This is a genomic window from Streptomyces sp. BK239 (assembly GCF_004217285.1).
Classification (GTDB): domain Bacteria; phylum Actinomycetota; class Actinomycetes; order Streptomycetales; family Streptomycetaceae; genus Streptomyces.
In genome coordinates this window covers 278,386-304,367 of sequence record NZ_SHKS01000003.1, presented here as the reverse complement: position 1 = coordinate 304,367, position 25,982 = coordinate 278,386, and the positions used below count along the sequence as shown (strand labels likewise).

Annotated in this window: 35 protein-coding genes and 1 tRNA gene; 8 read left to right on the top strand and 28 right to left on the bottom strand. The window is 68.3% G+C overall.

Annotated features, from left to right (window positions below; all coding sequences use genetic code 11):
- Nucleotides 1-24: 24 nt before the first annotated feature.
- Nucleotides 25-98 (bottom strand) — tRNA-Gly (locus tag EV567_RS11355).
- Nucleotides 99-392: 294 nt separating this feature from the next.
- Between EV567_RS11355 and EV567_RS28105 the strand changes: the two genes are divergently transcribed.
- From EV567_RS28105 to EV567_RS11335, 4 genes are all read left to right on the top strand, one after another.
- Nucleotides 393-578, top strand: coding sequence for a hypothetical protein (locus EV567_RS28105; RefSeq protein WP_130438817.1), 186 nt, complete (start codon nt 393-395; stop codon nt 576-578).
- Nucleotides 579-704: 126 nt separating this feature from the next.
- Nucleotides 705-1,280, top strand: coding sequence for a dCTP deaminase (gene dcd, locus EV567_RS11345; RefSeq protein WP_130438815.1), 576 nt, complete (start codon nt 705-707; stop codon nt 1,278-1,280).
- Nucleotides 1,277-1,696, top strand: a complete 420-nt coding sequence (locus EV567_RS28100) for a phosphoribosyltransferase (RefSeq protein WP_242620758.1) — start codon at nt 1,277-1,279, stop codon at nt 1,694-1,696. The genes dcd and EV567_RS28100 overlap by 4 nt, the downstream gene beginning before the upstream one ends.
- A 30-nt stretch (nt 1,697-1,726) precedes the next feature.
- Entirely contained in the window at nt 1,727-2,224 is a 498-nt protein-coding gene (locus EV567_RS11335) for a phosphoribosyltransferase (protein ID WP_130438813.1), read from the top strand.
- A gap of 225 nt (nt 2,225-2,449) precedes the next feature.
- Here EV567_RS11335 and EV567_RS28095 read toward each other — a convergent pair whose 3' ends face one another.
- Nucleotides 2,450-2,773, bottom strand: coding sequence for a hypothetical protein (locus EV567_RS28095; RefSeq protein WP_242620757.1), 324 nt, complete (start codon nt 2,771-2,773; stop codon nt 2,450-2,452).
- 156 nt (nt 2,774-2,929) lie between these two features.
- Here EV567_RS28095 and EV567_RS11325 point away from each other — a divergent pair, with 156 nt between their 5' ends.
- Nucleotides 2,930-3,190, top strand: a complete 261-nt coding sequence (locus tag EV567_RS11325; RefSeq protein ID WP_130438811.1) for a winged helix-turn-helix domain-containing protein — start codon at nt 2,930-2,932, stop codon at nt 3,188-3,190.
- A 7-nt stretch (nt 3,191-3,197) separates the two neighbouring features.
- Here the strand turns inward: EV567_RS11325 and EV567_RS11320 are convergent, their stop codons facing one another.
- From EV567_RS11320 to EV567_RS11295, 5 genes are all read right to left on the bottom strand, one after another.
- Nucleotides 3,198-4,004: an aminoglycoside phosphotransferase gene (locus tag EV567_RS11320; RefSeq protein WP_130438809.1), complete on the bottom strand. Its 807-nt coding sequence runs from the start codon at nt 4,002-4,004 to the stop codon at nt 3,198-3,200.
- Nucleotides 4,005-4,082: 78 nt separating this feature from the next.
- On the bottom strand, nt 4,083-4,310 hold the full coding sequence (locus tag EV567_RS11315) for a hypothetical protein (RefSeq protein ID WP_130438807.1): 228 nt from the start codon (nt 4,308-4,310) through the stop codon (nt 4,083-4,085).
- Between the two features lie 3 nt (nt 4,311-4,313).
- A complete protein-coding gene (locus EV567_RS11310; RefSeq protein WP_130438805.1) occupies nt 4,314-5,459 on the bottom strand; it encodes a radical SAM protein in 1,146 nt (381 codons plus the stop codon).
- Between the two features lie 387 nt (nt 5,460-5,846).
- On the bottom strand, nt 5,847-6,365 hold the full coding sequence (locus EV567_RS11300; RefSeq protein ID WP_130438801.1) for a hypothetical protein: 519 nt from the start codon (nt 6,363-6,365) through the stop codon (nt 5,847-5,849).
- Entirely contained in the window at nt 6,362-6,790 is a 429-nt protein-coding gene (locus EV567_RS11295) for an ATP-binding protein (RefSeq protein WP_130438799.1), read from the bottom strand. Before EV567_RS11295 ends, EV567_RS11300 begins: the two co-directional genes overlap by 4 nt.
- 264 nt (nt 6,791-7,054) lie before the next feature.
- On the opposite strand from EV567_RS11295, the gene EV567_RS11290 reads away from it, so the two are divergent.
- Nucleotides 7,055-8,407: a transcriptional regulator gene (locus EV567_RS11290; protein WP_130438797.1), complete on the top strand. Its 1,353-nt coding sequence runs from the start codon at nt 7,055-7,057 to the stop codon at nt 8,405-8,407.
- Between the two features lie 80 nt (nt 8,408-8,487).
- Here EV567_RS11290 and EV567_RS11285 read toward each other — a convergent pair whose 3' ends face one another.
- The gene (locus tag EV567_RS11285; protein WP_165430353.1) at nt 8,488-9,507 is read right to left on the bottom strand and encodes a Cfr10I/Bse634I family restriction endonuclease; all 1,020 of its coding nucleotides are present in this window, start codon (nt 9,505-9,507) and stop codon (nt 8,488-8,490) included.
- Nucleotides 9,482-9,757 (bottom strand): helix-turn-helix transcriptional regulator, encoded by a 276-nt coding sequence (locus tag EV567_RS28480; RefSeq protein WP_130439529.1) that lies wholly within the window; start codon nt 9,755-9,757, stop codon nt 9,482-9,484. The genes EV567_RS11285 and EV567_RS28480 overlap by 26 nt, the downstream gene beginning before the upstream one ends.
- A gap of 104 nt (nt 9,758-9,861) precedes the next feature.
- On the opposite strand from EV567_RS28480, the gene EV567_RS11275 reads away from it, so the two are divergent.
- Nucleotides 9,862-11,103 (top strand): DNA cytosine methyltransferase, encoded by a 1,242-nt coding sequence (locus tag EV567_RS11275; protein ID WP_207228737.1) that lies wholly within the window; start codon nt 9,862-9,864, stop codon nt 11,101-11,103.
- Between the two features lie 87 nt (nt 11,104-11,190).
- Here EV567_RS11275 and EV567_RS11270 read toward each other — a convergent pair whose 3' ends face one another.
- The 18 genes from EV567_RS11270 to EV567_RS11185 all read right to left on the bottom strand — a co-directional run bounded on the left by EV567_RS11270 (nt 11,191) and on the right by EV567_RS11185 (nt 25,212).
- Nucleotides 11,191-11,442 carry a hypothetical protein gene (locus tag EV567_RS11270; RefSeq protein ID WP_130438793.1) on the bottom strand — a complete coding sequence of 84 codons (252 nt, stop codon included), beginning with the start codon at nt 11,440-11,442 and terminating at the stop codon, nt 11,191-11,193.
- Nucleotides 11,439-11,705 (bottom strand): hypothetical protein, encoded by a 267-nt coding sequence (locus EV567_RS11265; protein WP_130438791.1) that lies wholly within the window; start codon nt 11,703-11,705, stop codon nt 11,439-11,441. The genes EV567_RS11270 and EV567_RS11265 overlap by 4 nt, the downstream gene beginning before the upstream one ends.
- Before the next feature lie 78 nt (nt 11,706-11,783).
- The gene (locus tag EV567_RS11260; protein ID WP_130438789.1) at nt 11,784-12,581 is read right to left on the bottom strand and encodes a peptidoglycan-binding protein; all 798 of its coding nucleotides are present in this window, start codon (nt 12,579-12,581) and stop codon (nt 11,784-11,786) included.
- Between the two features lie 67 nt (nt 12,582-12,648).
- The gene (locus EV567_RS11255; protein ID WP_130438787.1) at nt 12,649-14,592 is read right to left on the bottom strand and encodes a hypothetical protein; all 1,944 of its coding nucleotides are present in this window, start codon (nt 14,590-14,592) and stop codon (nt 12,649-12,651) included.
- A 19-nt stretch (nt 14,593-14,611) separates the two neighbouring features.
- Nucleotides 14,612-15,487 (bottom strand): hypothetical protein, encoded by an 876-nt coding sequence (locus EV567_RS11250; protein ID WP_130438785.1) that lies wholly within the window; start codon nt 15,485-15,487, stop codon nt 14,612-14,614.
- The gene (locus tag EV567_RS11245) at nt 15,487-16,578 is read right to left on the bottom strand and encodes a hypothetical protein (protein ID WP_130438783.1); all 1,092 of its coding nucleotides are present in this window, start codon (nt 16,576-16,578) and stop codon (nt 15,487-15,489) included. The genes EV567_RS11250 and EV567_RS11245 overlap by 1 nt, the downstream gene beginning before the upstream one ends.
- A 24-nt stretch (nt 16,579-16,602) precedes the next feature.
- Nucleotides 16,603-17,586: a hypothetical protein gene (locus tag EV567_RS11240; protein ID WP_130438781.1), complete on the bottom strand. Its 984-nt coding sequence runs from the start codon at nt 17,584-17,586 to the stop codon at nt 16,603-16,605.
- Between the two features lie 15 nt (nt 17,587-17,601).
- Nucleotides 17,602-18,507: a phage distal tail protein gene (locus tag EV567_RS11235; RefSeq protein WP_242620756.1), complete on the bottom strand. Its 906-nt coding sequence runs from the start codon at nt 18,505-18,507 to the stop codon at nt 17,602-17,604.
- Nucleotides 18,508-18,509: 2 nt separating this feature from the next.
- Entirely contained in the window at nt 18,510-20,672 is a 2,163-nt protein-coding gene (locus tag EV567_RS27935; RefSeq protein WP_130438779.1) for a hypothetical protein, read from the bottom strand.
- A 247-nt stretch (nt 20,673-20,919) separates the two neighbouring features.
- Entirely contained in the window at nt 20,920-21,387 is a 468-nt protein-coding gene (locus tag EV567_RS11225; RefSeq protein ID WP_130438777.1) for a hypothetical protein, read from the bottom strand.
- The gene (locus tag EV567_RS11220) at nt 21,384-21,857 is read right to left on the bottom strand and encodes a phage tail tube protein (RefSeq protein WP_130438775.1); all 474 of its coding nucleotides are present in this window, start codon (nt 21,855-21,857) and stop codon (nt 21,384-21,386) included. The genes EV567_RS11225 and EV567_RS11220 overlap by 4 nt, the downstream gene beginning before the upstream one ends.
- A gap of 12 nt (nt 21,858-21,869) precedes the next feature.
- On the bottom strand, nt 21,870-22,295 hold the full coding sequence (locus tag EV567_RS11215) for a minor capsid protein (protein WP_130438773.1): 426 nt from the start codon (nt 22,293-22,295) through the stop codon (nt 21,870-21,872).
- The gene (locus EV567_RS11210) at nt 22,285-22,644 is read right to left on the bottom strand and encodes a hypothetical protein (RefSeq protein ID WP_207228735.1); all 360 of its coding nucleotides are present in this window, start codon (nt 22,642-22,644) and stop codon (nt 22,285-22,287) included. Before EV567_RS11210 ends, EV567_RS11215 begins: the two co-directional genes overlap by 11 nt.
- A complete protein-coding gene (locus EV567_RS11205) occupies nt 22,641-22,961 on the bottom strand; it encodes a hypothetical protein (RefSeq protein ID WP_130438768.1) in 321 nt (106 codons plus the stop codon). Before EV567_RS11205 ends, EV567_RS11210 begins: the two co-directional genes overlap by 4 nt.
- A complete protein-coding gene (locus tag EV567_RS11200; protein ID WP_130438766.1) occupies nt 22,955-23,353 on the bottom strand; it encodes a hypothetical protein in 399 nt (132 codons plus the stop codon). The genes EV567_RS11205 and EV567_RS11200 overlap by 7 nt, the downstream gene beginning before the upstream one ends.
- A gap of 3 nt (nt 23,354-23,356) precedes the next feature.
- Entirely contained in the window at nt 23,357-23,608 is a 252-nt protein-coding gene (locus EV567_RS11195; protein WP_130438764.1) for a hypothetical protein, read from the bottom strand.
- Nucleotide 23,609: 1 nt separating this feature from the next.
- Complete coding sequence (locus tag EV567_RS11190) at nt 23,610-24,620, bottom strand: major capsid protein (RefSeq protein WP_130438762.1); 1,011 nt, start codon at nt 24,618-24,620, stop codon at nt 23,610-23,612.
- 16 nt (nt 24,621-24,636) lie between these two features.
- Nucleotides 24,637-25,212, bottom strand: a complete 576-nt coding sequence (locus EV567_RS11185; RefSeq protein ID WP_130438760.1) for a hypothetical protein — start codon at nt 25,210-25,212, stop codon at nt 24,637-24,639.
- A 40-nt stretch (nt 25,213-25,252) separates the two neighbouring features.
- Here EV567_RS11185 and EV567_RS11180 point away from each other — a divergent pair, with 40 nt between their 5' ends.
- Entirely contained in the window at nt 25,253-25,840 is a 588-nt protein-coding gene (locus tag EV567_RS11180) for a restriction endonuclease (RefSeq protein WP_165430351.1), read from the top strand.
- Here EV567_RS11180 and EV567_RS28475 read toward each other — a convergent pair.
- On the bottom strand, nt 25,825-25,980 hold the full coding sequence (locus tag EV567_RS28475; RefSeq protein WP_347400489.1) for an Rmf/CrpP fold protein: 156 nt from the start codon (nt 25,978-25,980) through the stop codon (nt 25,825-25,827). The two genes, EV567_RS11180 and EV567_RS28475, sit on opposite strands and share 16 nt — an antisense overlap.
- Nucleotides 25,981-25,982 lie beyond the last annotated feature (2 nt).

The window sequence follows — 25,982 nt, the reverse complement described above, 5'->3', positions numbered from 1 at the left end:
GGTCTCTGACCTGGGCCTTCTTCGTGGAGCGGGTGACGAGAATCGAACTCGCGCTCTCAGCTTGGGAAGCTGATGTTCTACCATTAAACTACACCCGCGTAAGACGCCGGCCGGGCCGGTGTCCGATTGCCCCGTCACTGTACCCCATGCCGAGCCCCCCGCGCTGAAGCCGGCGCCTTGGAGGGGCCGTGCGCCATGTGGGTTTCAAGCGTGGGATCCGGGTACACGAAGCCGGAGTTGGGGCGTACCGTGGGGCCGCGCGTGGGGCGGACCAGGGGGGTGTCGCGTCCCGGAGTGCCGCTTGTGGAGCCGTCCGGAACGTCCCGTAGTGTGGCCTTTGTCCGGCGGGCAGCAGCCGGACGTGGCTCGTGGGGAAGGGACTCTTGGACTTGATGGAGCGCACCGTCGTCCGTTGTGCCGATGGGCACGTGTTCAGCACCGCTTCGTTCCCGATGCAGAAGGCCGAGCGCCTCGGCCCGGGGCGGCTCGTCCGGTGTCCTCGCTGCGCGCGGATGCGCAGCGTGGTGCCGGTGCCCCTCGAAAGCGTCGTCGGCGGCGCCGGCGGCGGGAACAGGTGAAGCAGCAGCAAGGCAGCTCAGCTGAGCAGCCAGGGCTCTGCAGTCGGCCGTAGCGGGCCGTAGCGGGGTCGGCGCGCGGAGTCGTCCGATTGTGGTCGGTCCGCGCGCCTTGCGTATCCTCGGGGGGTGCTTCTCTCAGACAAGGACATCCGGGCCGAGATCGACGCCGGGCGGGTACGGATCGATCCCTACGACGCTTCCATGGTGCAGCCGTCCAGCATCGACGTACGGCTCGACCGTTACTTCCGGGTGTTCGAGAACCACCGCTACCCGCACATCGACCCCTCCGTCGAGCAGGCGGACCTGACGCGCCTCGTGGAGCCGGAGGGCGACGAACCGTTCATCCTCCACCCCGGTGAGTTCGTGCTCGCCTCGACGTACGAGGTCATCACGCTCCCCGACGACCTCGCCTCCCGGCTGGAGGGCAAGAGCTCCCTCGGCCGGCTCGGGCTCGTCACCCACTCCACCGCCGGGTTCATCGACCCTGGGTTCTCCGGGCACGTCACGCTGGAGCTGTCCAACCTCGCCACCCTGCCCATCAAGCTCTGGCCCGGGATGAAGATCGGGCAGCTGTGCATGTTCCGGCTCACCTCGCCCGCCGAGCACCCCTACGGCAGCGAGCGGTACGGGTCCCGGTACCAGGGTCAGCGCGGTCCGACCGCCTCCCGGTCCTTCCTCAACTTCCATCGGACCCAGGTATGAGCACCGAACCCGCGCCCATACGCGAGAACCTCACCTACGAGGCGTTCGGCACCGCCGTGCGCGACCTCGCGCAGACGATCGCCGACGACGGCTACGAGCCCGACATCGTGCTCTCCATCGCCCGCGGCGGCGTCTTCGTGGCCGGCGGGCTCGCCTACGCCCTCGACTGCAAGAACATCCACCTGGTCAACGTGGAGTTCTACACCGGCGTCGGGACCACCCTCGTTGTTCCGAGCGAGGACCGGTATAGCGGTCACCGGGACGCGTGCGGCACTACGTTCGTGGTCCCTCGCAAGACCCAATGTAGTGATCCGAGTAAAGCACAGCAGGTGGGAGCGCGGTGCGGCTATCGGTCGACCTTCCGTACGGCACCCGTCGCCAGGGCCGCGCGCCGGCACCAGTGCGGCCGTATCTGACCCCGGACGCCCTGAGAGTTGCGAGAGATCATGACTGCCGTACGTGAGAACCTGACCTATGAGAAGTTCGGCACGGCCGTGCGCGAGCTTGCCCAGACCATCGCTGATGACGGGTACGAGCCCGACGTCGTGCTCAGCATCGCCCGAGGCGGCGTGTTCGTCGCGGGTGGGCTCGCCTACGCCCTCGACTGCAAAAACATTCACCTCGTGAATGTCGAGTTTTACACGGGTGTTGGTCAGACTCTCGAAATGCCAGTGATGCTAGCCCCGGTGCCGAATGCAATCGACTTTTCGAATAAGAAAGTCCTGATTGCCGACGATGTCGCGGACACTGGTAAGACGCTCAAACTGGTGCATGATTTCTGCCTCGAACACGTCGCCGAGGTGCGTTCCGCAGTGATTTACGAGAAGTCGCACAGCCTTGTGAAGTGCGAATACGTGTGGAAGCGTACCGATGATTGGATTAATTTCCCGTGGAGCGTTGAACCGCCGGTCGTGAAGCGCGAGGGACAGGTACTCGACGCCTGATTCGGGCATGAGTCCGCCCGCCGGCCGTAGATCGGCGCGGCGGGCGGGTCGCTGGCGGTGCTCGCTATGGGGTCGTTGTACCCTCGCCCGGGAGCGGCCCGGGGGTGATTTGGGGCGCGCAGTCAGGGCAGGCGTAGATCGTGATTCCGGGGCCGCTTGTGCGCTCGATATAGCGCACCGGGATGGGTGCGTGTGTCGTTCGCTCGCAGCGGCAGCAGCAGGCGGTCATACGGCCACGGCCGCGACGTCGTAGTCGATACCGAGTTCGGCGAGAACCGCAGCGGTTCGCCGTTCCCTTTGCAGGCGGCGCTCGCGTTCCTTCTCGTGGGCGATCAGGTACGGCCGGACGAGGGCGACCTGCTCGGCGTCAAGCGGGCGAAACCGCTCGGCGACGTGCGGGGGAAGGGAGCGCACGTCCAGCGGTCGCCGGGGTGTGGATCGCGATGGTGTGCGAGTTGAGAGGTGGGCGGCGCTGTGGCGTCCGGACGGCGGGGTGTGGCCCAGCAGGACCCTTAGCCAGTGGGCGAGCAGGGCGATAAGGTCGCGCATGTCGTCAGCTCCTCGATAGCTGGTGGCGCTGCCTCGGCGGCCGGTCCTACGCGGTCGCCGAGGCGTTTCTGTTTCTATCTTGTCTACCCTCGTCTGCCTACGTCTACCTACGAAGGCCGACGGGTGCCAACATGGCCGGTTGTCTACCCTCGGGACATGGCAGAGAGCGAGATCGACCACGAGTCGGCGACCCCCGTGTACCGGCAGATCGCCGCCTACGTCATCGCGGACATTGAGCGCGGCGTGCTGGCGGTCGGTCGGCGCATCCCCTCGGAATCGGCGTTGGTCCAACGCTTCGGGGTCGCCCGTGAGACGGCTCGGAACGCCGTCGCCTATCTCCGCGCGGAGGGGTACGTGCACACCGTGCCGCAGCGCGGATCATTCGTCGTCGACCGGTCAGGAGAGGGCAGCGACTAGCGCGGCCTCACTTGCCTGACTGCCAGTAGTTCAGCCAATCGTGGGCCAGGCGGGACATGTTCTTTTTCCACGTCTGGGGATCGGTGCTTGCGATCTCGTCCCACGTTCGGGCGTTCGCCTCGGAGAACACCAGCACCGACGAGTCGGGGGCCGTTGCCCACGTGGGGAAGTGTTCGCGCGCCCACGCGTCCGCGGAAGGTGCGGAGTGTCCGGCTTCCATGAGTCGCAGGATGAGGACAGCAGGGTCAATCCATGCCGCTCCGCGGGTCGGCCATGCCCAGTCGATGAGGTGAGCGCGCGTCGTGATGAGCATGTTGTGCGGCGCGAGGTCTGTGTGAAGCAACGTGTCGCCGACGAGCTGCTCGACGCCGGCAGGGCCTGCGTATCCGCTCCATCTGTCCTCGGCACGCTTGAGCTCGATGTCAGGGCATGGGGTGTTCTGTAGCTCCAACAGCGCGCGGGCGACGAGTGGCAGGTCGGAGGAACCAAGGGCGTAGTCGGCGTGGCGGCCGACGAGGTGCTCGTAGCCGATCAGGTCCCATCCGGCGGCCTGGACGTGCCACAGCAGCCGCGGACACGACGGCGGTAGGTAGGGGTTGATCGTGGCCTCGCGCTGCTGTGTCCGAGCCTGGGGGTGATCGGTGGGCACGCCCTTGACGAACAGGGTCGCGGCGGCGGTCTGAACAGTGGCGGCGATGCCGGAGTTGGCGCCCGCGTCGGCGGTCTGGGCGCGCACTACCGGGCCGGTGTGCTGCTCGACGGCGTCGCGTGCGGCGAGCGGTAGGTCGTCCCAGTGGATGCGGTCTACTGGCATGTCGGGTTCCTGGGGGTGGACGGGCGAGCCGCCCCCGACCCTACGCGGGCGGGGGCGGCCCCGTGGTGCGTGCGGGGTTTAGTACGGCTGGTCGTCGTCGGCCTGGCACGAGCAGCCGAGGCTCTCGGAGAACGTGCCGATCTCCTTGGTGATCCGGAACTCGTCGTCAGCGATCGGCCGGGACGTGATCGCGACCGGGAGCGGTCCGGGGGTGGCGGTCGGCCGGGGGGAGATCGCGACGAGGACCGGACCCGCGGCGGCGGACGGGGTCTGTTCCGTGGTGCGGGGCTCGATGGCGGTTGCCATGGTTCACCTCACTGGTTCGGGGTCGGGATGCTGGCAGTACATATTTCGTGGTGCCTTCGCCTCCTGGTAGAGCTTGGCCATGGGGCGGCAGGTGGTGCAGCCGCCCGGGTTGCCGTCGGCGTCTTTCTGGCCGAACATGCAGCCGGCGCAGCCCCCGGTGCGAAGCTGTAGGCCGTCGGCGATGCCGCCGAGGCGTTTGAGTCCCTCGAGGCCTTCCTGCATCAGCGGGATGTGCGGGTCGCGGCCGATCTTGCATATGGATGCGTGGCCGAACGGATCGGCGTGAAAGAACGTGTGTCCGGCGTTGCAGCCGGTGAACGGCTTCCGCTTACGGAGGTACTTGGCGGCCTGCTCGGGGATCGGGGTCGCGTCGCCCTGGATGGTGGGCGACATGTTGGTGAACACGAACACCTGGCCGTACCGCTCGGCGAGCTGCTCCATGGCGGCGAACTCGTCGGCGTTGTCCTTGGTGATGACGATGTTCAACTGCAAGCGCAGGCCGGCCTCGCGGGCGGCGTCGAGTCCACGGATGAAACGGCCGAACGCGCCCCGGTTGCGGGTAAACCCGTCGTAGGTCTCCTCGGTCGCGCCGTAGACGCTGAGGGACAGGTGATGAGGCGGGCGCTTGGTGAGGGTCTCCAGGATCTTCGGCTTGTGGAGCTGTGATCCGTTGGTGGAAATCGTCAGCATGATGCCGAGGTCATAGGCGTACGAGTACGCCTCGGGGAACTCGCGGTCGATCAGTGGCTCGCCGCCGGTGATCTGAAGCCACAGCACGCCGGCGTCGCGCATGATGTCGAGTAGCCGGACCTTGTCGGCCCAAGGCATCCCCTCGAATCGCTTCAATCCGAGGTAGCAGTGCGGACAGTCGTAGTCACAGCCTTTGTTGATCTCGTAGGACGCGCGGGCCATGCCGTACGGGGAGGGAGCGCGTACGAGGACGGCATCGCGTAGGGGCCGGTGTTCCGGAAGGTCGAGCCCCCATGCCTGGCGTGCGCCGTCGACGAGCCAGTGCGGCGCCTCGGCGCCCGTGCTCGCGGCCTTGCTCAGTTCGAGGTACCGAGCGAGCGGAATCTGCACCCCGTTGTCGTCGCCGGGACGTAAGACGAGGTACTCGTCGAGGAACGGGCTAGCGATCAGTTCGGGCATGAGTCCTCCATCTGGAAGCGGAAGCGCGGCGGTGTCGACCCGCGCCCGCGGGGGCAGTCGATGATTCGGCGGGGCTCGATGACGTCGAAAGGGAGGCCCGGTCTCTCGCGAGGGTGGTGCGCAGCACGAGTTGGTCGAGGAGGTACAGGCAGCCGCGGCAGGCGTACATGTCCGCCTGCAGTCCGCTGGATTGAACCGGGCCGAGCCATGTCACCTCGACGTCTTCCCGGGCGCACCACAGCCAGCAGGCGCCGAGCTGCCAGTCGTGGCGGTCCCAGAGGGCGTGTTGTACGTCGGGCTCGCCCGTTTCCGGGTCGATGTCGCGGCGGGACAGACGGAATACAGCGTCGGCTTCGGGAAGACGCGAGGGCGGGAGAGTCGTCGTCTTCATGTTGTGCCGCCCGCATGGTTGCGGGGCCATCTGCCCGAAGGATGTCGCACGCAGGTCTTTCCCATGAGCAGTCGGTCGCCGGCAGCGGTTACGGCGAGGTAGTCCTCGACACGATCGCGATCGGCGCCCCGGGATAACTCGTCGAGGCCGACAGCGACCGCCACGGGTCCGCCTTCGTCGACGAATCGAGTCCACTCGCCCGCGCCCACGGGTACGCGCAGCAGGTAGTCGCATTGGTCGATATCGAGAATGACTGTGGCCTGCCCCTGCATACGCAGGCGGCGCCCGATGTCTGGCAGCAGATCAGACGCTGGGGCGAGGCCGAGCGAGGCGCCAAGGCCGCGCATTCGGGTCTCGATGGCGACGGGCGTCTCGTCGCCGCGACGAGCCAGCGGGTGAGCGATAAGCAGAAACGCCACATAGCCGTGCGGGGTGGCGTCGAGCCATGTCAACACGCCGACGGATGCGAGCAGTCCCGCATCGGGGATGGGCAGCGTCCGCTCGGCCGCGGTCAACACGCGTCCCCCGTCGATGTCGTCGCACCTGTTGGGACGGCGACTTTGAACTCGAACCAAACGACCTTCCCGCGCGGCGAACGCGGATCGACGCCCCATTCGTCGGAGAGCGTGTAAACCAACAGCAGGCCACGGCCGTTGGGGTCATTGTCCCCCGGCTGCTGGGGGCGCGGACGGCGGCGGGACGGGTCGTGAACCTCGACGCGCAACCGCGCGTCGTCCTCGGCGAGCTTGACGAGGAACTGCTCGTTTCCGGTAGTGCCGTGCTGCACAGCATTGGTCGCGAGCTCAGAGACGCAGAGCAGGACGTCATCGATCCGATCAGGGCTGGTGATGCCCCACGCGGTGAGCGTGGTCTGCGCGAACGTACGGGTCTGCGGTACGGCCCGAGCATGGCGGGGGAACCAGCGTGTCACCTCGTGCATGTGGCGCCCCCTCTCACAGGGCGACGCGGTGCGGTACCGAGGACCAGCAGGGATAAGCCTGTCGTCTCCCGCTGTGTTGGGTGAGACTGGTCGGCGTCCTGCGCGGTACCAACGTCAACGGTGTGCCCCATTGCTGAACTCCCGCCGCTTGGTGCTTGGTTCGTCGTACAGGCAACCGTGGCGGCGTGCAGAGCGGTACCGTCGTCAGGGGTGGCGGAAGGTGTCACTTAGCTACCACCCATGACCGAGGGGTAAGGGTTCACCATGAAGAATCCGAACAAGGATCTCGAACGCTGGCTCGAACGGTCCGGCATGAGCCGCAAGGAACTCGCGCGCCGGGTGAAGTCCGCAGCTCAGACGTGGGGGCAGCCGCACATCACGCCGGACGCGACGACAGTTCGGCGATGGCTGGCAGGTGATCAGCCGCGTCCGCCCGTGCACGAGATCCTCGCCGACGTCTTCTCGGCGCACTTCGGATACCGGGTCACAACGTACGATCTCGGCCTCGGTGAGGGACAGACAGCCGAACGCGCGCTCATTTACAGCTCGTCCTACGCGGTTACCGTGGAAGCAGTGACCGACTTGGGGAGGGCGGACGTGGACCGTCGCAACTTCTTGGCCGCAGCGCCGTTTGCCGCTGTTGCGGCCGTCGGGCCGTCCCGCGACTGGCTGCTCAACACGCTTGACCAGCAGCCGGAGCCGGGGCCCCGGGTGCGCCTTGAAGACGTGACGGCGGTCCGGAACATGTTCGGCGAGTTCCAGAAGATGGACGTTCTACAGGGCGGCGGTTCCGGCCGACTCATCCTCGCCGAGTACATGAACCAGCACGTCTATCCGCTGCTTCGCCGCACCCACACCGAGGAAGTGCGGCGGGCACTGTGCGAGGCGGCGGCCGAGCAGACATACCTGCTCGGGTGGATGGCATACGACAACGGCGAGCACGGGACCGCCCAGCGGTACTTGATCCAGTCGCTTCGGCTCGCTGAGGAGTCAGAGAACGCCGCGCTCGGCGCGCACGTGCTCGCGGGCATGGCCGATCAGGCAACGTTGCTCGGCAACCCGGAGGAAGGGCGCCGACTCGCACAGGCCGGCCGCGCCGGCCTCGGCTCGGGTCAGTCTCCGGCCTGTCTGGCGGACCTGTGGGCGCTGGAAGCTCGGGCACTCGCCAAAGTCGGCGACAAAACGGCGGCGGCCCATGCCGTGACCCAGTCCGAGACCGCTTTCAGCCGCGTACGTGCGGAGGAAGAACCGGAGTGGGCGACGTTCATCGATCCGGCGTACCTGCATGGCGAACACGCGAACACCTTCCGGGACATCGACGACCCGGCAAGCGCTGAGGAACACGCGCGCCGGTCCATCGACCACGCACGCAAGCAGCGGCGAGCGCGTCGGGGTGCCATGTCGCAGGCCGCGCTCGCGGTCTCGCACTTGCAGCGCCGGGACCTGGAGGCCGCGCACTCGGCCGGTCTGCGGACGTTGTCGCTGTCGCGACAGGTCAAGAGTTCGCGCTGCATCGAGGCCGTGCAGGACTTGCAGCGCCGGATGCAGCCGTACGGGACGCACCGCCTCGTCGCGGACTTCAACGAGCGCGCCCGCGAGCTCGTCGCAGCGGCGTAACGACAAAGGCGCCCCCGTCCGCCGACTGTTAGTCGGCGGACGGGGGCGCATGCGCTAAGCCAAGTTCCGGTGTGGACTTCTTACGGCGTAACCAATGCCATTCGCTCATTCAGGAATCCGAACAGGCGCTGCACCATGTCCGAAGCTGTGGCCGGAATGTAAAGCTCGCGAACTGCACGGTGTATATCCGGCCGGTCTTCGGCGACCGCGTAGAGCGAGGCTGCTGTATATGTGTTAAATGCGTCTGTCCCCTCGGGGGCAAGCGTGTGCACCTCGAACTCGACGCGCGGGGCTCCCAGCCTTCCTTCGAGGAGAAGCTGCATCACATTGGCCTCGTAGAGAGGCTGATACAGCCTGTCGCTGCGAAGGCTTTTCTTGAAGGCGACTGCAAGGATGATTTCGCCAGGTTCAATACGCCCCTGGACGAGCTTGTGGGCTTCTCTAAGCTCTGACTGGGCGGGATGGTTCAAGTTTGGGAGCGGGGTAGACCAGAGATCGAGCCCTCGAAGCTCTTCCGGGACCACGACCACGGCAAGGTCTGGTGTTGATGTGGGGAGCCCAAGACTCTTGTCGCCGAGCCCGTTTCGGATTTCTGAAATCTTGTCTCGTGCTTCGGGGACCAGGAGCTGAACCCAGTCGTAATCCCGTGGCAGATTTAGCACAGCCACTTGGCGCGATGGTGAAGGCTGAGTTTTAGGCTTCGCGTACCTCGGGGTTACTCCCCATGCGCCGCCGATCATATACCTATTCCACCAGGCTGCTGCATTCCACATGACTGCGGACGATACGATCTCAAAAATATCGCCGGCTACTTTTGCCTCAGCCGAAGAGGACACCGAGAAGTCGACATCGTATAGGAGTTTGCCCTCATCCTTGGCGTTCTCCAGCGGTCGGGAGATGATCTCGGCATACGGCATGTTGTTGATGCCGGCGGCGGCGAACCCTGGAATGAAAGATGGGAATGTGTAGGCGAGCATGTTTTGCTGTGCGAGGCGGAACTTTGTAGTCCTGTTTCGGATCGGGGCATCGCGCAGATCTGTGATGCAGCGATCCTCTTCCTTCAGAGCTTTGGTCTCAACCTGACTGAAGGCGAACGGCACTCGCACTCTCCTCGGCCTGCTTAACCAACACATACAGGGGTGTGCCGAGGGCATCGGCGAGCCGCGCTTGCGTCAGTAGGGACGGGTTTCGCTTCCCCCGCTCCAACCCGCTCACGTAGGTGCGGTCGAGCCCTGACTCGACCGACAGCCGCTCCTGCGACCAACCGAGCTGAACTCTCGCCTCTCGTACGGCGAGCCCGAAGGATGATCGCAGGTCGAGCACGCACTGAACCGTAGACCGATGCCGCATTGAGAACCACGGAATATAAGTCACATTCGCCGGTGTACAGCTAAGATGTGGGCTTCGTCCGGCCGGAACGGCTACGGTCTGGGCAGCAACGAAGGGTGGAAGGCATGTCGATGTACCGGGCCGTCTCGCTGTTCTCGGGCTGCGGAGGCTTCTGTGAGGGGGTGCGTCTGGCAGGTTTCTCAGTTGAGGCAGCAGTCGAGATGGACCGGTTTGCGGCGGTCACGTACCGGCACAACTTTCCTGAAGTGCCCCTCTTTGAAGGGGATGTTCACGACTTCCTGAACAAGTCTTCGGAGGTTTGGCGGGAGGAGCGTGCGCGCTTTGAGGGGGTTAAGCGCGGCAACATTGACATGCTCTTTGGAGGGCCGCCGTGCCAGGGATACAGTCAGATCGGTACGCGCATTCTTGATGACCCGCGGAATGAGCTTTACGCACAATATGTGCGCATACTGAAGGAGCTCCGCCCGAAGGTTTTCCTGATGGAAAATGTCCCTAACATGCTGCTGCTTGCTAAGGGGAGATTCAAGAGGGAAGTGCTCGCCGCGTTCGCTGAGGCCGGATACTCTAACTGCGGCGTTGCCGTTGTTGCTGCGAGTGATTTTGGGGTTCCGCAGCTACGGCGTAGGGCCATCTTCTTCGGCGTTCGCGACGGCCTGGACCTCGGAATGGATGCTCAGGCATTCCTTGAAGCGACGCTCGAAGGGGAGAAGCTTCCGGAATCTACGGTCAATGATGCGATTCGCGATATTCCGGAATCTACCGCCGTTCATTACGAGCCGGTCAGCTATCCCAGGTCGCGGGCGGCAAGTCCCGTTCTGGATGAGATGCGGATCGACCGCGATGGCCGCTGGTACAGCAAGGAATACAAGCTCAAGGTGGCTGGCGGAACTAAGGCGCTCTTTAATCATCACACTAAGGAGATCCAGGAGCGTCGCAAGAACCTGATCTCCCTTTTGGCTCCGGGTGCCAAGGCTGACTCTCTCCCTAAAGAAATCTGGAACGGCGCGCGCCCGGAGAAGTGGCGGCGTCTACACCCGGACAAGCCTGCCTACACCATTCTCGCGCAAATGCATCGCGACATGTCTGAATGGGTCCATCCGAAGTTCCAGCGATGGATCACTGTCCGCGAAGCGGCACGCTTGCAATCCTTCCATGATGGATTCGTTTTCCAGACGAGCGAATGGCAGATGCTTAAGCAGATCGGCAATGCTGTCCCGCCGCTGCTTGCCCGCGCGCTTGCTGCTGCCGCACAAAAGGCGCTCATGCAAATTGATTCGCCGGAGAAAGAAATCCTGAGTTTTGGGGTGCCTGTGCAGCAGACGCTGATGCTCACCCCAGCGGGGTAGCTTCGTTGTAGTTTCCGTGAGGGCGCACAGACGACAAAGTGCCCCCGTTCGTCGGCACGGAGCCGACGAACGGGGGCACTGCGCTGATTATCGGAGTTGGGAGATCACGGCCGCGGTTACGCCGACGAGGCCGGTCACGGCGCCGATGCTCGGCAGGGGCCATCGGCGATCTTCGAGTGCGTCGACACGCGATTCGAGCTCGTCGAGCCGTTCGTCGGTCTGGTCGTGCCGCTGGGTGAGCAGGTCGAGCCGTCCGTCGAGGCGGGCGAACCCTGCCTCGACCGCGCCGCGGAGTCGCTCAAGTTCGAGGGCGACATCAGACGGCGAGGGGTCGGTCACTCGGCGGCCCCCTTATCTGTGCGGTCGAGGGCGAGCAGCTCGTCGTCGCGGTGCGATGCGGTGCGCAGCCACCGGGGCAGCAGGCCGTCGACGACAGGCAGGGCCATCACGCGCGTGATGCCCGCGGCAACGGCGAGCACGACGCCGACCCCGGTCGCGGTCTGCGGGATGTCGGCGGCGTCGATGATGAGCGGGGCGCCGGCGGCGAGGGCGAGCACGGTCTGCACGGCGGTGCGGACGGTGCGGCGGGCGGCGTCGGTCATGGGAGGTACCTCGTTCCGTAGAGAAGGGGAACGGGCTGCGAGCGGTGTGCGGGCGGCCCGTGGGGCGGGGCGGTCGGGTCAGACCTTGGGGACCTTGAGCGCGTCCCAGGAAGCGCGGCCGGGCCACCCGTCAGCGTCGTCGCCGCGGTAGCCGAGGTCGCGCTGCCATCGGGCGTACGACTGGCGGTCGGCCTCGGTCCACTGAGGGCCGGGGCCCTCGCGGTAGGCGGAGCAGCCGACGGCGACCAGGCGCCGCCCCATGGCGGTGACGATCGGCGAGCGGGGGTTCCTCTTGAACCAGTCGGCCCCCGGGAATGGCTCGTACGCCGACGGCTTGGGCTTGGGCTGCGTGGTGCCACCGGGGCGCGGGGCGCCCTTCCGGACCCACGCGTACAGCGCCGGTCCGGGGCAGGCGGTCGCGAATCCGTCGCGGTGTCCCTTGATCTCGTCGCCGGCGCCGCCGCTCTTGCGCAGCCACTCGACGGCGTCGCGCAGGCCGGCGAGCTGCGCGTCGGTCGGGGTGGTCAGACCTGAGTCGCCGAGCATGGCGCACACGGCGTAGTGCGCGGAGTTGAGCGAGCTGTTCCCATTGGCGCCGGTCTTCTTGTGGGCGCCGCGGCCCTCGAACACGTGGCCGTGCGGGCAGACGATCGCGTTATATGCGATGTCGGAGTAGTTCTCCTTGGTGTTGGCGAGGTGGCTCGCCTGGATCGCGCGGACGCGGGCCGCGCACTGCCCGTGATTCTCGGGGCGGGCGAGGGACACAGGCACGGCTGTGCCCTCGTAATGGATCTTCACCCCTCGCGTGCTGCCTATGTAGGTGAGCGGGTATCGGGAGGGACGGGCGCCCCACTGGGCGCGGGTCACGAACTGCAAGGGCCCTCCTCGGGCATGAGAAAAGCCCCGGGCCATGAGGGCGCGGGGCGTTGAATGGGCGGGCGGTCTAGGCGAGCGCGGCCCAGAATCGATTACTGCCGTTCTCCATCGAGCTGAGGGTGAGCGACGCGGGCGCCGTTGCGGCGCCGGTCGCGTACGAGCCGAACCGGCGAACGGTGGTCAGACCGAAGACATTGGGCGGGGAGCCGAACGAGCTCTCGGCAACGAGCATCATCGGGCCGTCGCCCGTGCTGGTGTTGTACTGGAAGCGCCACGCGACGTAGTACAGGCCGGCGGCGGCAGAGTAGGCGGCGGTGAGCGGGACCGAGACGGTCGCCCCGCCCGCGTTGTGGACCTCGGCCGGTTCGGCGTTTGCGGTCGACAGGTCCGCGGTCTGCGCGACCCTGGTTCCGGCGGAGTTGTAGAGCGCGGCCCACGATCCCGTGGTGAGTCCGCCCGCGTATCCGCCGAAGTGCCACACGATTTTCGTCACGGACGCCGCCGACCGCAGGTAGACGGCAGTGACGCGGATCGGGCCCGATCCGGGGTAGAGCGGGGCGGAGTGCCCGACGGCAGGGTCGAATGCCCACGTGAGCAGACCGAAGTCGGACGCGCGCCACTCGCCCCCGCCGAGCGCGTCCACGTAGCTTTTCCGGGCGAGGTGGTTGTCGGCGGTCGGTGCCGCGCTCGACGAGGGAACGCTGCTGAACGTCTTCGATCCGGCGATCGTCTGGTTCCCGGTGAGCAGGACGGTGGTTCCGGCGGCCTCGGCGCTGACGTCGGCGGCGTTCAGCACGACGGCGCCGGTCTTGCCGTTGACGGACGCGACCGCGCCCGTGCCGCCAGCGCCGACAGTGAACGTCGTGCCGTCGGACTGCCGTACTTTAAGCGCCCCGCCCTCGGCGTACACCAGGGCCCCGGACGGGTGGCTGCTACTCGGGGCGGTGGCGGCGTTGGCCACGGCCAAGATTCCGTCATCGCCGGCGCCGTAGTTGGTGACCGAGCCGACGGTCAGGTTCTTGACCTTTGCAGCGGTGTTCGAGACGAGCTCGGCGCTCTTGTTGACGGCGGTGTACGCGGACTGATCGGCGTTGGAAGCCTTGAACACGTCGGCGCCGGTACCGGCGTAGACGACGTGCAGGGTTCCGTCGGTGCGGCTGTATCCGCCGTTATTGGCTACGGCGCCGACGTCGGCCGCGGCGAGGACGATGTCGGCGGCGCTCTTGCCGTTGACGGACTGGATGACGCCCGGGGCACCGGTCGCGCCGGCCGGCCCGGGGTCGCCCTTGTCGCCCTTGGGGCCGCGCAGGTTCCCGCGGGGAGTTCCCCAACCCGATCCGCCGTTCTGGTAGACGTCACCGGTATCGGTGCGCAGCAGCAAGTCGCCCGCCCTGGTGCCGGTGCTCGAGGTGCTGCCGTTGTTCACGTACCACGCGGCGCCGCGCACCTCGCCGCCGAGCTGCGCCCACGATCCGGTGGTGCGCTGCCAGGTGGTGACGGTCGTACTGGTCACGCCGAGCACGGTCGCCGTCTCGTACCTGATGTAGAGGTCGCCGTCGACGCCGAGGTCGGCGGCGGGCGGGGTGCTGCCGGTGTAGATCCGTGAGCCGGGGGCGCCGGCCGGTCCGGTGTCGCCCTTGGGGCCGGGTACGCCGACGTAGTTCGGTTTCGAGGGGTCGGTCGGCGCGATGTCGGCGAGGTCGACGAGAGGCTGCGCCTTGGGTAGCAGGATGTTGTACGTACGGCCGACGGGAATTCCGGCGAGCTGCTCGGCGACGATGTACGCCCACCCGGACGGGTCCATGTCGGGGGCGTCGGTCGCGGGCAGCGTGACCTCGATCGATCCCTGCGCGTCGAGCTGGGCGACGACGGGGCCGCCGAGGATCACGTCGGACTGCGGGAAAGTGAGCTGCGCGGGGGCGCGGAAGGTGACGGCGCCGGACAGGGGGCGACCGGAGGGGTCGAGGAACCGTCCGCGCACGGTGACACTCGGGATGTTCTCGGGCAGCACGAAAGAGGGCGCCTCCTTGTCAGTCGTCGATGGTGCGCAGTCCCGGCTCGTCGACGGCGGCCGGCGGACTGTCGGCGAACGACGCGGCCGGAACGCTGAGCGGGTCTTGTGCCGCTGCTGCTGTGGTGGCCGTGCGTGCGGGGGTGTCGGGCGCCTCGTCGGCGGTGAAGGTGTTCCGGGTGTAGGCCCGGTAGAGGCGTGTCTCGACGTTGACGCCGCTGTTCTTGGCGCGGTGGCTGACGTCCCACGTCACGGATTGCAGGAACTCGACGCCGTCGAGGGGCGCCTCGATCGTGCGCTGCGTCCACGTGTTCGCGGGGACGTCGTACTCGGCGAGGGTCCTCGCGCTGCCCCCGGAAGGCGTCATGATCACCTTCACCTGTCCGCCACCCGTGCCAGCGTAAGTGAACACGACGATCACGGCGACCGCGTTGTGTGCGGGGCTCGCGCCCCACCACGCGGTCTCATAGGCGGTGCCGGTATAGGACTGCCGCGCGGTCGGGTACAGGCCGATGGGTATCCAGGGGCGGCCGAGGAAGCGCTCGGAGAACGCGTCATCCATCACGATCACGTCGCGGTTGCCCTGGTCGCGGTTCCACATGCGGACCATCTGTCCGGCGCCGGCGGCATTCTCGTCGCCGACGGTGAGGGCGGCGGTGCCGTCCGTGGGGCGGGCGATGCCGACGGCCCAGTCACCCGCCGGGGTCTCGCCGGTCATGAAGATGCGGTTGCCGTTCGGCGCCATGGCGATCAACCGTCCGCCCTCGCCGATCACGACGTCGCCGTGCAGTACCTCATTCAGTGCGGGGCGCATCTGCGCCCGTCCGGTGAGCTCGCGCACCTGCCGTTCGAGGGCGCGGATACGGTCGAGCAGATCGAGCGGTACAGCAGCCACTAGGTAGCCTCCATGTAGAGCTTTGCGGTTTCGGGTCGGCCGCGCACGGGTGGGGAGATCGCGAGGCCGACGACGCGGTACCGCTCGTCGAGGCCCTCGGCGAACCAGTCGTCGCGGATGCGTACGCGGACCGTTGCCCCGAGCAAGGCCGGGGACAGAGGGACGCGGTCGAGTGCGACGGTGATCTCGGGAATGGTCCGCGGTCGGCGGGCGGCGGCCAGGTCCGCGACGGCGTGTGCGGCGAGGGTGGCCTGCTCGGTCACCGTGGAGTAGTCGGCGGTGCCGTCGAGGCGTGGCCAGCCGGCGGCGATGTCCTCGTCGGCGACAAGCACATCGGACAGCAGCGGCAGCGACTCGGCGGCTTGGTTGCGGTTGTCCGAGGCGCCCCTCGCCTGCCACGCGTTCGCCTGCACGCTCGCGTCGATCGGCCACCCGTACGACGTGATCGGCCCGGGGCGGTCGAGGACGATCTCGCTCGTTCCGGCCCTGATGACTGGCGAGCCGAGCTGCAACCGCTTGATGCGCCGGCCGCTGCCCGGGTCGCGGTACGACATGATGCGCCACTCGAATCCGTCCTCGACTGCGCTGAGTTGGTCGAGCAGCTCGCGTATGCGTGGCTGGTCATGACGGCGGTAGGTGCGATCCCGTAGGACGCCCGAGACTTCCGTGCCGAACTCGATGCCGATGTCGCCGCCTTCCACAGACTGTGCATAGGCGACCAGGCCGCGGGCGATGTCGAGCTGATCGGTGCCCTTTGCCTCTTGGGTGTGGAAGACGACCCGGTGGTCGAGGTAGCTCGCCCATCCGCCGGCACCGATCTGGAGACCGAGAAAGCCTCGGTCGTTGCTGGTGACGTTGGCGGTCCAGACGACGCCGCCCCACCAGATTTCGGGGCCGCGCTCGATCCACAGAGCGGTGCGACCCGGCTCGACTGCGGCACGGGCCCGCTGTGCGATCTGCCGGTTCGGGAGCGGGACGGTCACGTTCGCCGAGCCGGTCTTGCCGATGTAGTCGTCGAGCGATACGTCGGTGAGCGGCAGCGCGTCGAGGACTTGATCGGATCGCAGATCACAGAGCAGCGCCCGGTACATGGGGGCGGCCACGGTTCACCCCCTCTATGCGTCGAGCGGGTACTGCACTCCGGAGAGAGCGGCCCAAGTGGTCACGCCCGAGCTGCTGATGAGGCGCAGTTGTCCGCTGGTCTGGGCGTCGAGCTTGATGTCGACGCCGCCGGCCGCGATCGGCAGGGACGTGAGCGCGGCGGGGCGGCAGTTGGCGGGCAGCACCGCGGCGAGCAGGTTTCCCGAGTTGGGGATCGAGCCGGACGTCGCCCACGACACGCCGCCGCGGAGTTGCAGGAACGGAACGCCGGCGATCGTGATGCGCCGGTACCGCACGGTGCCCTGCGCATTGCCGTTATTGGTGAATCCGGAGGCGAGCGTTACGGCGGTCCACCCGACGGACGGTTCGAGGGGCTGCCACGCCGTACCGTCCCAGCGGTCGAGTCCGGCTCCGTTGTCGCGGTACTGGCCCGGGTAGGCGCCCGCGAACGACAGTCCCCAGCCGCGGGGGATGATCCCGCCGTACGCCGCGGTGTAGCGGCGGCGGTCGGCGAGCGCGCTTTCCCATGTGATCCCGCCGGTACCGGCCGAGGCGCCCGCTGGAACCGTGATGTCCCACAGGCGCAGACAGGCCGAGGGCAGGGTCGGCGGACTCGGCGTCGCGTTGGCGGCGCCTTGGACGATCTCGACGGCGACCGCGGTCTGCTCGCTCGTGTCGTACAGACCGTCGTAGACCTTGAGCACTACCGAGTCGATCCGCGTGTACTGCGCGTTCCCGTCGCCGACGGTGAGCGTCTCGGGCGAGGTCACGGCCACGGGATAGGCGCCCTGCGCGGTGGTGCCCTGGACCAGGGCGCGGCCGGTGCTGATCTGCACTTGCATGGCGGCGACGCCGGTCGCCTTGAGCGGGTCGCCGCCGGCGATCACGCCGTCGCGGGATGTCACGGCGGACTCGGGCGCCATGGTGCCGAGCGGTGCGAGGCGGGTGTCTTCTCTGGTCTGCCCGTTGGGCAGCAGCCATCCGGCGCGCACGGTCACGTCGGGGTGTCCTCCTTACCAGTAGGCAGAGCGCCACCGGAGCGAGCAGGCGGCGCGCGGGTCGCTCGATCCGGGGGCCGCGCGGAAGGTGAGCGAGGCGGCGCCGGGGGCGAGGGTGAACAGCGGCTCGGGCACGCTGCGGGCGGTCGCGGTGTAGAGGCGCGAGGCGGTGCGGTTGAGCGTGACCGTGCCGGCCGCGGTGTCGACGAGCAGCTCGTCGTCAGCGGCGAGGGCGATGTCGTATTCGAGGACGGCGCCCGTGCGCAGGTTGGTGATGGACGGAAGTTCGACGGGGCCCCGGAAGCGCACGAGGGGATGCGAGGGGGCGTCGCCGTCGTTGGTCGCGGTGACCGTGCCGGTACTGCCCGGGGTGCCGAATGCGAGCGGGTAGGTCAGTGCCTCGGGGCCGGGGTCGACGTGCCAGTTGAGGCCCGGCTCGGGCATCGGCAGGCGGGTCTCGGCCTGCTGCTCGACGAGGGCATAGCGGCGTGGGTCGGATGCCTCCCACTGGATCGCCGCTCCGGTGACGGTGCCGAGCGCGTAGCCCTTGCCGACGGGTATCGCGCGGCGCACCACACGGGCGTAGGCGAGCAGGGGGCCGCGCTCGTCGATCCACGCGACGAGCGGCTGCTCGTCGTCGCCGGGGGCGGTCGCGGTGTTCAGCGCGCGGACGGCGGCGCCGATGGTGCCGGACGGGGCGCGCACGACCATGTCGTCGAGCGTGATCGTGCGCGCCTGCGCGAGCAGGTGTCCGGGGTAGCTGCCGTGTCCGTCGGCGCGGTTGACGCTTCCGGAGTCGAGGGCGGGGAGTTCCTCCCACCCGGTCAGGGAGCGCCACCGGTAGGGGGTGCCGGGGCCGATGAGCAGCTCGTCGCCGAACTGGACGTGTCCGCGCTGGGTGACCTTGTCGCCGGCGGCCACGATCACCCCCTCTGCTTCATGTGCCAGGCGAGCGCGGCGGCGTTCTGCTCGGGGGTCTGCTCGCCGCCGTGCCAGTGCTCGATGTGGACCGAGGCGCCGCGCCCGCTCGGCCCGAACGCTGTTCCGCCCGCCCCGAAGGGGGCGGCGAGCTGCGGCAGGGCGGGGACGGCGGGCGGGGTGACGAGCCGGCGCATGGTGCGGTCGACGGCGTTCTGTCCGCCCTCGATGCCGCGGACCAGGCCAGCGGGAATCCAGCGGCCCACGTCGCGAGCCATGACGCGCGAGGGCGAGTTGATCCCGAGCGCCCGAGCGATCGGCCCGGGGATCATGTCCTTGGCCCAGCCGATCAGCTTGTCCTTGATCCACCCGCCCATGGACTTGATGCCGTTCCATAGGCCCCGGACTACGTCTTTGCCTTTGCCGAGCAGGAGTGAGCCGAGGGAGCCGACGGCGGAGACGAGGCGGCCGGGCAGTCCGCGCAGCCAGTCGACGGCGGCGAGCGCGAGCTGAACCTGACCGTCCTTGAAGCGGCGGAACGCGGCCGTCGCGACGTTCCAGAGTTTCGAGGCGAGGCTCGCCAGTGCCGAAACGATGCGCCCCGGGAGCCCGGCGACCCACTTGACGCCGTCCGAGCCGAGCGTGCGCACGGCGGACCAGGCGGACGAAAAGCCGGACTTGATCTTGTCCCAGTATTTGACGATCAGCCCGACCGCGATCCCGATCGGTCCGGTCAGGATCGCGAGCAGCGTCGGCCAGTTGGCCTTGACGAAGTCGATCACCCAACCGGCCGCGCCGACGATGCCGTCGAACGCCGCCTTCAAGATCCCCCAGGCGACCGATGCGGCCGTCTGGATGCCGGACCAGGCAGCTTGAACGATCTGCCGGAACGTTTCGCTCTTTTGGTAGGCGAGGACGACGCCGGCGACGAGAAGCGCGATCAGCCCGACAACGAGCACGATCGGGTTGGCGGCCATGACCGCGTTCCATGCGGCCTGCGTCGCTGCCCACGCGCGCGTGGCCGTGGCCGAGACGTTCTGCCACAGGGTCCACGCCTTGACCGCGAGCGTTACGGTCGTGATGACGGTCGCGAGGACCGTGAGGACCGGAGTCGGTACGGCCGAGATGACCTGCGCGAACACGGAGACGAGCAGGGCGGTTGTGCCGAGCAGCGGGCCGAGGGCGACGAGCAGGTCGAGGACGGCGCCGCCGAGGTTGCCGAGGGTCTGCGCCCCAGTGCGAGCGAGGTCGAGGAAGTTCGCGAACCCCTCGGAGTCGCCGAGGTTCTGCCCGAACTCCGCGAACCGCGCCGAGAGATCGGCGAGCCCGCCCGACATGCCGGTCGAGACGGGCAGGAACGCCGACAGGATGCCGGCGAACCCGATAGCGACGTTCTTGAGAACGTCGAGGAAGTTGGCGAGGTTCGGGCCGGCGGCCTCGCCCATGTCGGCGGCGAACCGCTTGAACGGCGCCGACTCGACGCCGGCGCGGACCTCGTCGAGGAAGTCGCCGAACGCCGCTGCCGCGCCCTTGACGAACGGGGTCAGGGTCGGCAGCAGGTCGCGCAGCAGCTCAATGCCCTTGGTGAAGACGGGCATTGTGGTGCTGCTGAGCGAGTCGGACCAGGACTTGACGTCCTCTTTCAGTCCGATGAACGACTCGGCCGTCGCCCGCGTCGCGGGCGGCATCTTGGCGAGCGCGTCTTGATACGCCTGCTGTGCGGCGGCGGCCTCTTCGCCGCCCTTGGCCGCGGCGTCCTGCGCCGCCGTGTACAGGTCGTAGGCCGAGGTGACCTGTTCGAGCTGCGGTCCGGCGGCGAGGGTGAACGCCTTGACCGCGGCCTGCGCGGCGACGGCGCCGGCGGCGAGTCCGCCGATCGCGACGCCGACCGCGGCGACCGCGGGCAGACCGACGCCGATTCCCGCAACGGCCTTGCCGACCAGGGCCAGGCGCCCCGAGGCACGCTCGGAGCCCTCGCCGACCTCGTCGCCGAGGGCGGCGCCCATCGCCGCGGACTCGGCGACGAACCGGCCGCGCAGATCGCGCAGCCTGCCATCCGTGCCGCGCTGCAAGTCGCGCAGCGCGCCCTCGGCCGAGGCGACACCCTGCCGGGCGCCGCTGTCGTCGAGGTCGATGAACCCGACGAGTTCGCCGATGGTGAGTGCCAAGGGAGCTCACCTCCCTTGGCCGCGCTATTCAGTTGTCAGTGATCGATAGACACTCCGGTGAGTCGTGCGATCTCTGAGGGGTCGGTCACGGCGCGGGGCGTGCGCTGCCACAGGCGGGCGAACGCACTCTCGGCGGGCAGTCCGCCGAGCAGGACGAGGAAACGACGGGTGGACAGGCGGGCGAGCTGTTCGGCGTCGAGGTGGTACTCGCGGGCGAGGTCGGACTCGACCGCGGCCCAGTGGCGGATTACCGCCTGCCAGAGCTCGCCGGCTGCTTCCCCTTCCCCTTGCTCTTGGCCCGGCGCTCGGCCCGGTTCGGTGCTGCTTTTCCCGTCGTGGCGCCCTCGCGCTCGTCGTACAGGCGGGCGGCCTCGGCCATGGAGACCGAGCCGGGGCGGCGGCAGTTGGCGGTCGACCAGACGAGGACGACGCCGAGCTGCCGGTCGGTCATGCCGCGCGCGGCCCACTCGTCGAGCGCGTCCGGGCCGAACAGCGAGGCGAGCATCTTGCGGATGTCGTTGGGGTCGGCGGAGTCCTTGAGCCGCTCCATTTGCAGGGTGAACAGCAGGGGGAGCGACGTCGGCAGGCGGTACTCGCGGCCGTACAGCTTGAGCGGCACCCCTTCGCGCTGCTCGGCCTGCTCGGAAAAGAACGCGTCGAAGTCGGCGACGTCGCTCTCGTGCTGTGCGACCAGGGCGCGGGCGTTGTCGGTCACGTCGTACCACCACCGGCGACCGGAGCCGTGCGCGGTTTGCCGCAGCGCGTGAACGTCGCGCCCCACGAGGTCTTGTCGTTCGTGCCGCCGGACTGCTCGCCCGGGGTCACGGTCGCGTCCCAGATGACCCATACGCTCTGCGTCTTGTGCCGCCACCGGATCTCGTTCTGGGAGTCGGCGCCGAGGCGGTAGGCCCATTCGTTGTCGATGTACGCCTGCCCGGGGTCGGGGGTGCCCGAGGTGACCTGCGCGTACAGGCCCTCTACCTCGATTATGGCGCCTCGCTGCATGACGTCCTGCGAGTAGTAGCCCTCGCTGTCGTTGGTCGTGGTGTCGGCCGTCTCTTCGTTCTCGGACTCATTGCGGTTCCAGCTCGTGAGCAGGCCGATCGGCAGCCACGTCTCGGTGGTCGCCTCGGCGTCGCGAACCTCGAAGATCCAGCCCCGTGCGTCAATCGGTCGCGACGCCAACGGGGTACCTCCTTAACTGCGGTGTGGGGTGGGGTTGGTGACGTCGACGGCGAGGTTCAGCACGTGCTCGTGTCTGCCGTTCGCGTCGGTGCCCATCGGGGCGGGAGTGGCACGGGCTGCGGCGAGGACCAACCACGGTCCATCGGCGGGGAGTTGGATTCCGGCGAGCCCGTGCAGTGCGCCGTAGATCGCCTCGCAGCGGCGGCGCGATACGCGCGGGTCGGCGGTGCCGCGCACGCGCACCTGCACAGAGCGGGTCTCGTAGCCGTTGCGTGCGTCCGGGGCGCCCGAGTCGTACAGCCAGAGGCCGACCGCCTCGGCCGGCTTGGGGGGAAGGGTCTCGATGAACGTGTCGCCCGCGACGCCGTCGGGGTCGTAGGTGAGCAGACCCTGCTCGTCGAGGTATCGGGCGAGCGCGTCGAGCAGGTCAGCGGCCACGCAGCGACCGCCGAAGCTGCGCGGCGATCAGCGCGGCGACCGTCGTCGCCTCGCTGGTCATCGGCCGTTCGAGGTACTTCGCGGACCGCCCGGGGGCGTGCCGGTATCCGAGTTCCTCATGCTGCCTGACCGCGTATTTCGTGTCGTAGGAGACGGCGGCCGTCAGGTCCTGCTCGTCGACCGACACGGTTCCGGACCGTTCGAGGGTCGCCTCGTCGATCGGCACGAGCTTTCGGGACTCGGCGAGGACGTGCTCGGCGCCAAGCAGCAGTCCGCGCAGCGCGCCCGCGCGGGTGCCGCGCAGCACGGCGTCGCCGTTGAGTCGGAGCCGGGAGCGCTGCGGACTCATTCGCACATCACCTCGCAGCAGGCGGGGACGGGGAGTCCCGGGGCGGTATGGCGGGCGACCGAGAGCGCGGTCGTGGTGCGGCCGGTCGGCAGGGTGAGACGGGAGCCGGCCGGGCAGTCGAGGTCCGGGGCGGCGATGACCTGAGCGGTCGAGGTCACCTCGCGGCCGTCGGCCGCGCGGACCTGGCGCACGGACTCGGCGACGAGCACGGGCACGTCGGCGACCGCGGGCCCGTACTGGGGGCCGTACGCGGAGTCGCCGAGGTACGGCTCGATGGTGATCCGGTGCCGCAGCAGAAACGCGGGCAGGCTCACCATGCGATCACCCGTCCCGGGGTGAGGCCGGCGCGGCGCAACGCGCGGTCGGCGCGCGGGGCGAGCTCGACGCCGGCCGTCGCCGACGAGCTCTTGCCGCGCCCGGACAGGGACACGGGGCCGATCGAGACGGAGTCCCAGACGCCGCTGGCCCCTGTGCCGTCGTCCCCCGTGGCGATCCAGTATTCGACCTGCGCACAGACGGCGTCGCTCAGTGCGGCGGCGACCGCCGGGTCGGTCGGGTCGCCGTCCTCGTCGACCGGGTAGACGGCTGTCAGCAGGGCCGAGTCGATGTCCTGACAGGCCCGTGCGATCATCCGCTCGGCGCCCGCGGGTGCGGGGGTGCCGAGCCATGCGGCGAGGGCCTCGGGGGTGGCGTAGGGCTGCCGCGCCACAGATCACCCCCTCTTGGTGCGGGCAGCAGAACGGCCCGTCGACTTGGTGTCGGACGGGCCGTCTGGCTCGGTGGCGGACTCGTCGTCCGGCGGGTCGTCGTCGAGGGGCTCGACGGTGTACCCGGCTCCCTGGCAGTACCCGATGATCGCCGGGTCGCTGGTGGTGGCGGTGCCGTCGACGAACGGCAGTCCGCCCGGACCCTCCCCGGTGAAGCCGGACACTGGGGCGGTGATGCGCACGGTCGTCACGGTCACCTCACGCGCTCTTGATGTTGCGGAACACGGCGGCGGCCTTGGTGGCCTTGAGCACGGGGGCCACCGGACCCATTTCGACCTCGCCGGTCTTGACGGCGCCCGCGCGGTCGAACTCCGGAAGCCACGTATTCACCAGCGGGGCGCCGCCCCCGACCGAGGCGCCGTGGAAGCCGTCGAGGCCGTAGCGGACCGCGTACAGGTCGCCGAGGCCGGTCACGTTGCCGCCGGTTCCGGCGCCGTCGGGGTCGCGGGTGACGAGGCCGATCACGTCGGTGTTGCTGCCGGCCTTGGTCTTGAGGTCGACGAGCGGGATTCCGTTGTACGCGGTGACCGGGCGGCCGAACGCGTCGGTTGTCTTGTCGATCTGGTCGCACCAGGCGGCGATCCGCTTGAACAGCGCGAGCGTCTTGCGGTTGCCGTAGATGACGTTGGGGGTGTCGTCCATGGCAGCGAGCCAGTTGTCGATGTGGGTCTGCGCGGCGAGCGCGGCGGCCTTGTCGTTGATCGCCGTCCAGTCGACGAATCCCGCGGCGACGCCGTTGCTCAGCGGCAGGTACTCGGTCGAGCTGCCAGTGAGGATCTTCGAGAGTCCGTCGAACCCGTTCGTCTCGACCGCCTTGTCGCCGTTGATCACGGCGTCGGCGAACCGGGCCCGCGATGCCTTGATGAGCTGCTGCATGTTGAGCGTGACGGCGCCCGAGGCGGCCGGACCGATACGGGCGATCACGCGGTCGATCTGGAAGCTACCGCCGAGTGGCACGAGGTCGACGGTGTAGCGCTGCGTCTGCACCTCGACGGGCGTGTACTCGGTGTTCAGCGCGCGGAAGTCGGCCGAGCGCTGGGTGATCAGGCGCCGGTACCCGTAGGTCAGGGTGTCGCCGCCAGTCGGGGAAACGACGTTGTCGAACGTCATCCGGTCGAGGATGTCCGAGCTCTTGCGGAACTCGTCGATCACGTTGACGTCGAGGTCGTCCTGCGCGTTGTTGCGCGCCTCGACGAGGGAGGTAGGCAAATCGGTTCTCCTGTGGTCAGGCGCCGCTCAGGCGGGCGGCGACGGCGTCGTGCAAGGTGGCGGCGCGGCGTTCGCCCGTGGGGGCGCCGTTGAACTCGGCGCCGCCTCGCACAGGGCCACTCGGGCCGGCGCGGTACAGATCGGGGTCGGCCTCTACGGCGGACTTGATCGCGTCGCCGAGCCGCTCGCCGAACTTGACGTCGTCCGGGTCGAGTTCGGCGAGCGCGGCGAGGAACGAGCGGGAGTTGAGCAGGCGGTCGGCGCGGGCGCCCTGCTCGCCGGCTGCCTTGTAGGCGGCGAGCTCGACGCGGGCCGAGCGCAGATCGGCGGCGGCCTGGCCGAGCTGCTTGTCGCGGTCGGCGACGGCGGCGGCGAGCGCGGCGGGGTCCTGCTCGCCCTGCTCGGCGTCGGCGTTGAGTGCCTTGTTCACCGCGTCGAGGGCGGCGCGCAGCTCGTCGCGCTCCGCGGTGAGGGCGGTCTCGCGCTGCTGCGCGGCGGCGGCCGGTCCCGGGGGCGGTGGGGTGGTCGCGTTGGAGTTGTCAGGATCGGGGTTCTGTTCGCCGGTCTGCGCGGGCGGGTCCATGTCGGGCATTCATGACTCCTCTGGGACGAGTGGCGATAGAGTCGGCGTTGTGACGACTCGACGGGTCCGGCGAAAGCCGGATAAAGAGGTGTTTTGGCGCGCCTACGAAAAGCGAATAGCTGCGCTCTTGGCCGCGCTCGATCCGAATGCTTCCGTCAGGCACGATGAGACAATCGTTGGCCACATCAGCGGGGTTCCACGGCAGATCGACGCGTTGGCCGAGGGGGCGATTGCCGGTCAAACGATGCGTGTTGTTGCCGAGACGAAGTGCCATACGCGCAAAGTCACTATCGAGATGATTGATGGGTTCGTCGGTAAGCTCCTCGATCTAGGGGCTGAGCGCGGGATCTTCTACTCGGCGTCGGGCTTCACCGACGGGGCGATCCGCAGAGCCAACAAGCAGAGGAACCCGCAGATTGGCCTCGAACGCATTGACGCGTCACCAGCTCCTGAATTCGCAGACGAAATGGCGTACATGGTGACCCGCCGCATTCCGAGGCGGCCCCCAGCGTCTTCCAATATGCGGATGGAACACGCCGTACGGTCTGACTTCGAGGTTCCGCTATTCGACGGTCCGGTCGTTGAGACGTACGAGGAATTTTTGCGCGGTGACGGATTCCTCTACATCGACGGATGAAGCAGTTCCCGAGATTTGGCATAGCCGCGGACCCATGCGGCACGCAGTAGTACCTCGCGGTCGCTGCGGCCCTTGTGGGGGCAGGCTGTCGGCGGGCGGCCCGAGCGTGCCGCGGCGCGGCCGGCTTCCTGCGCCCGCACGG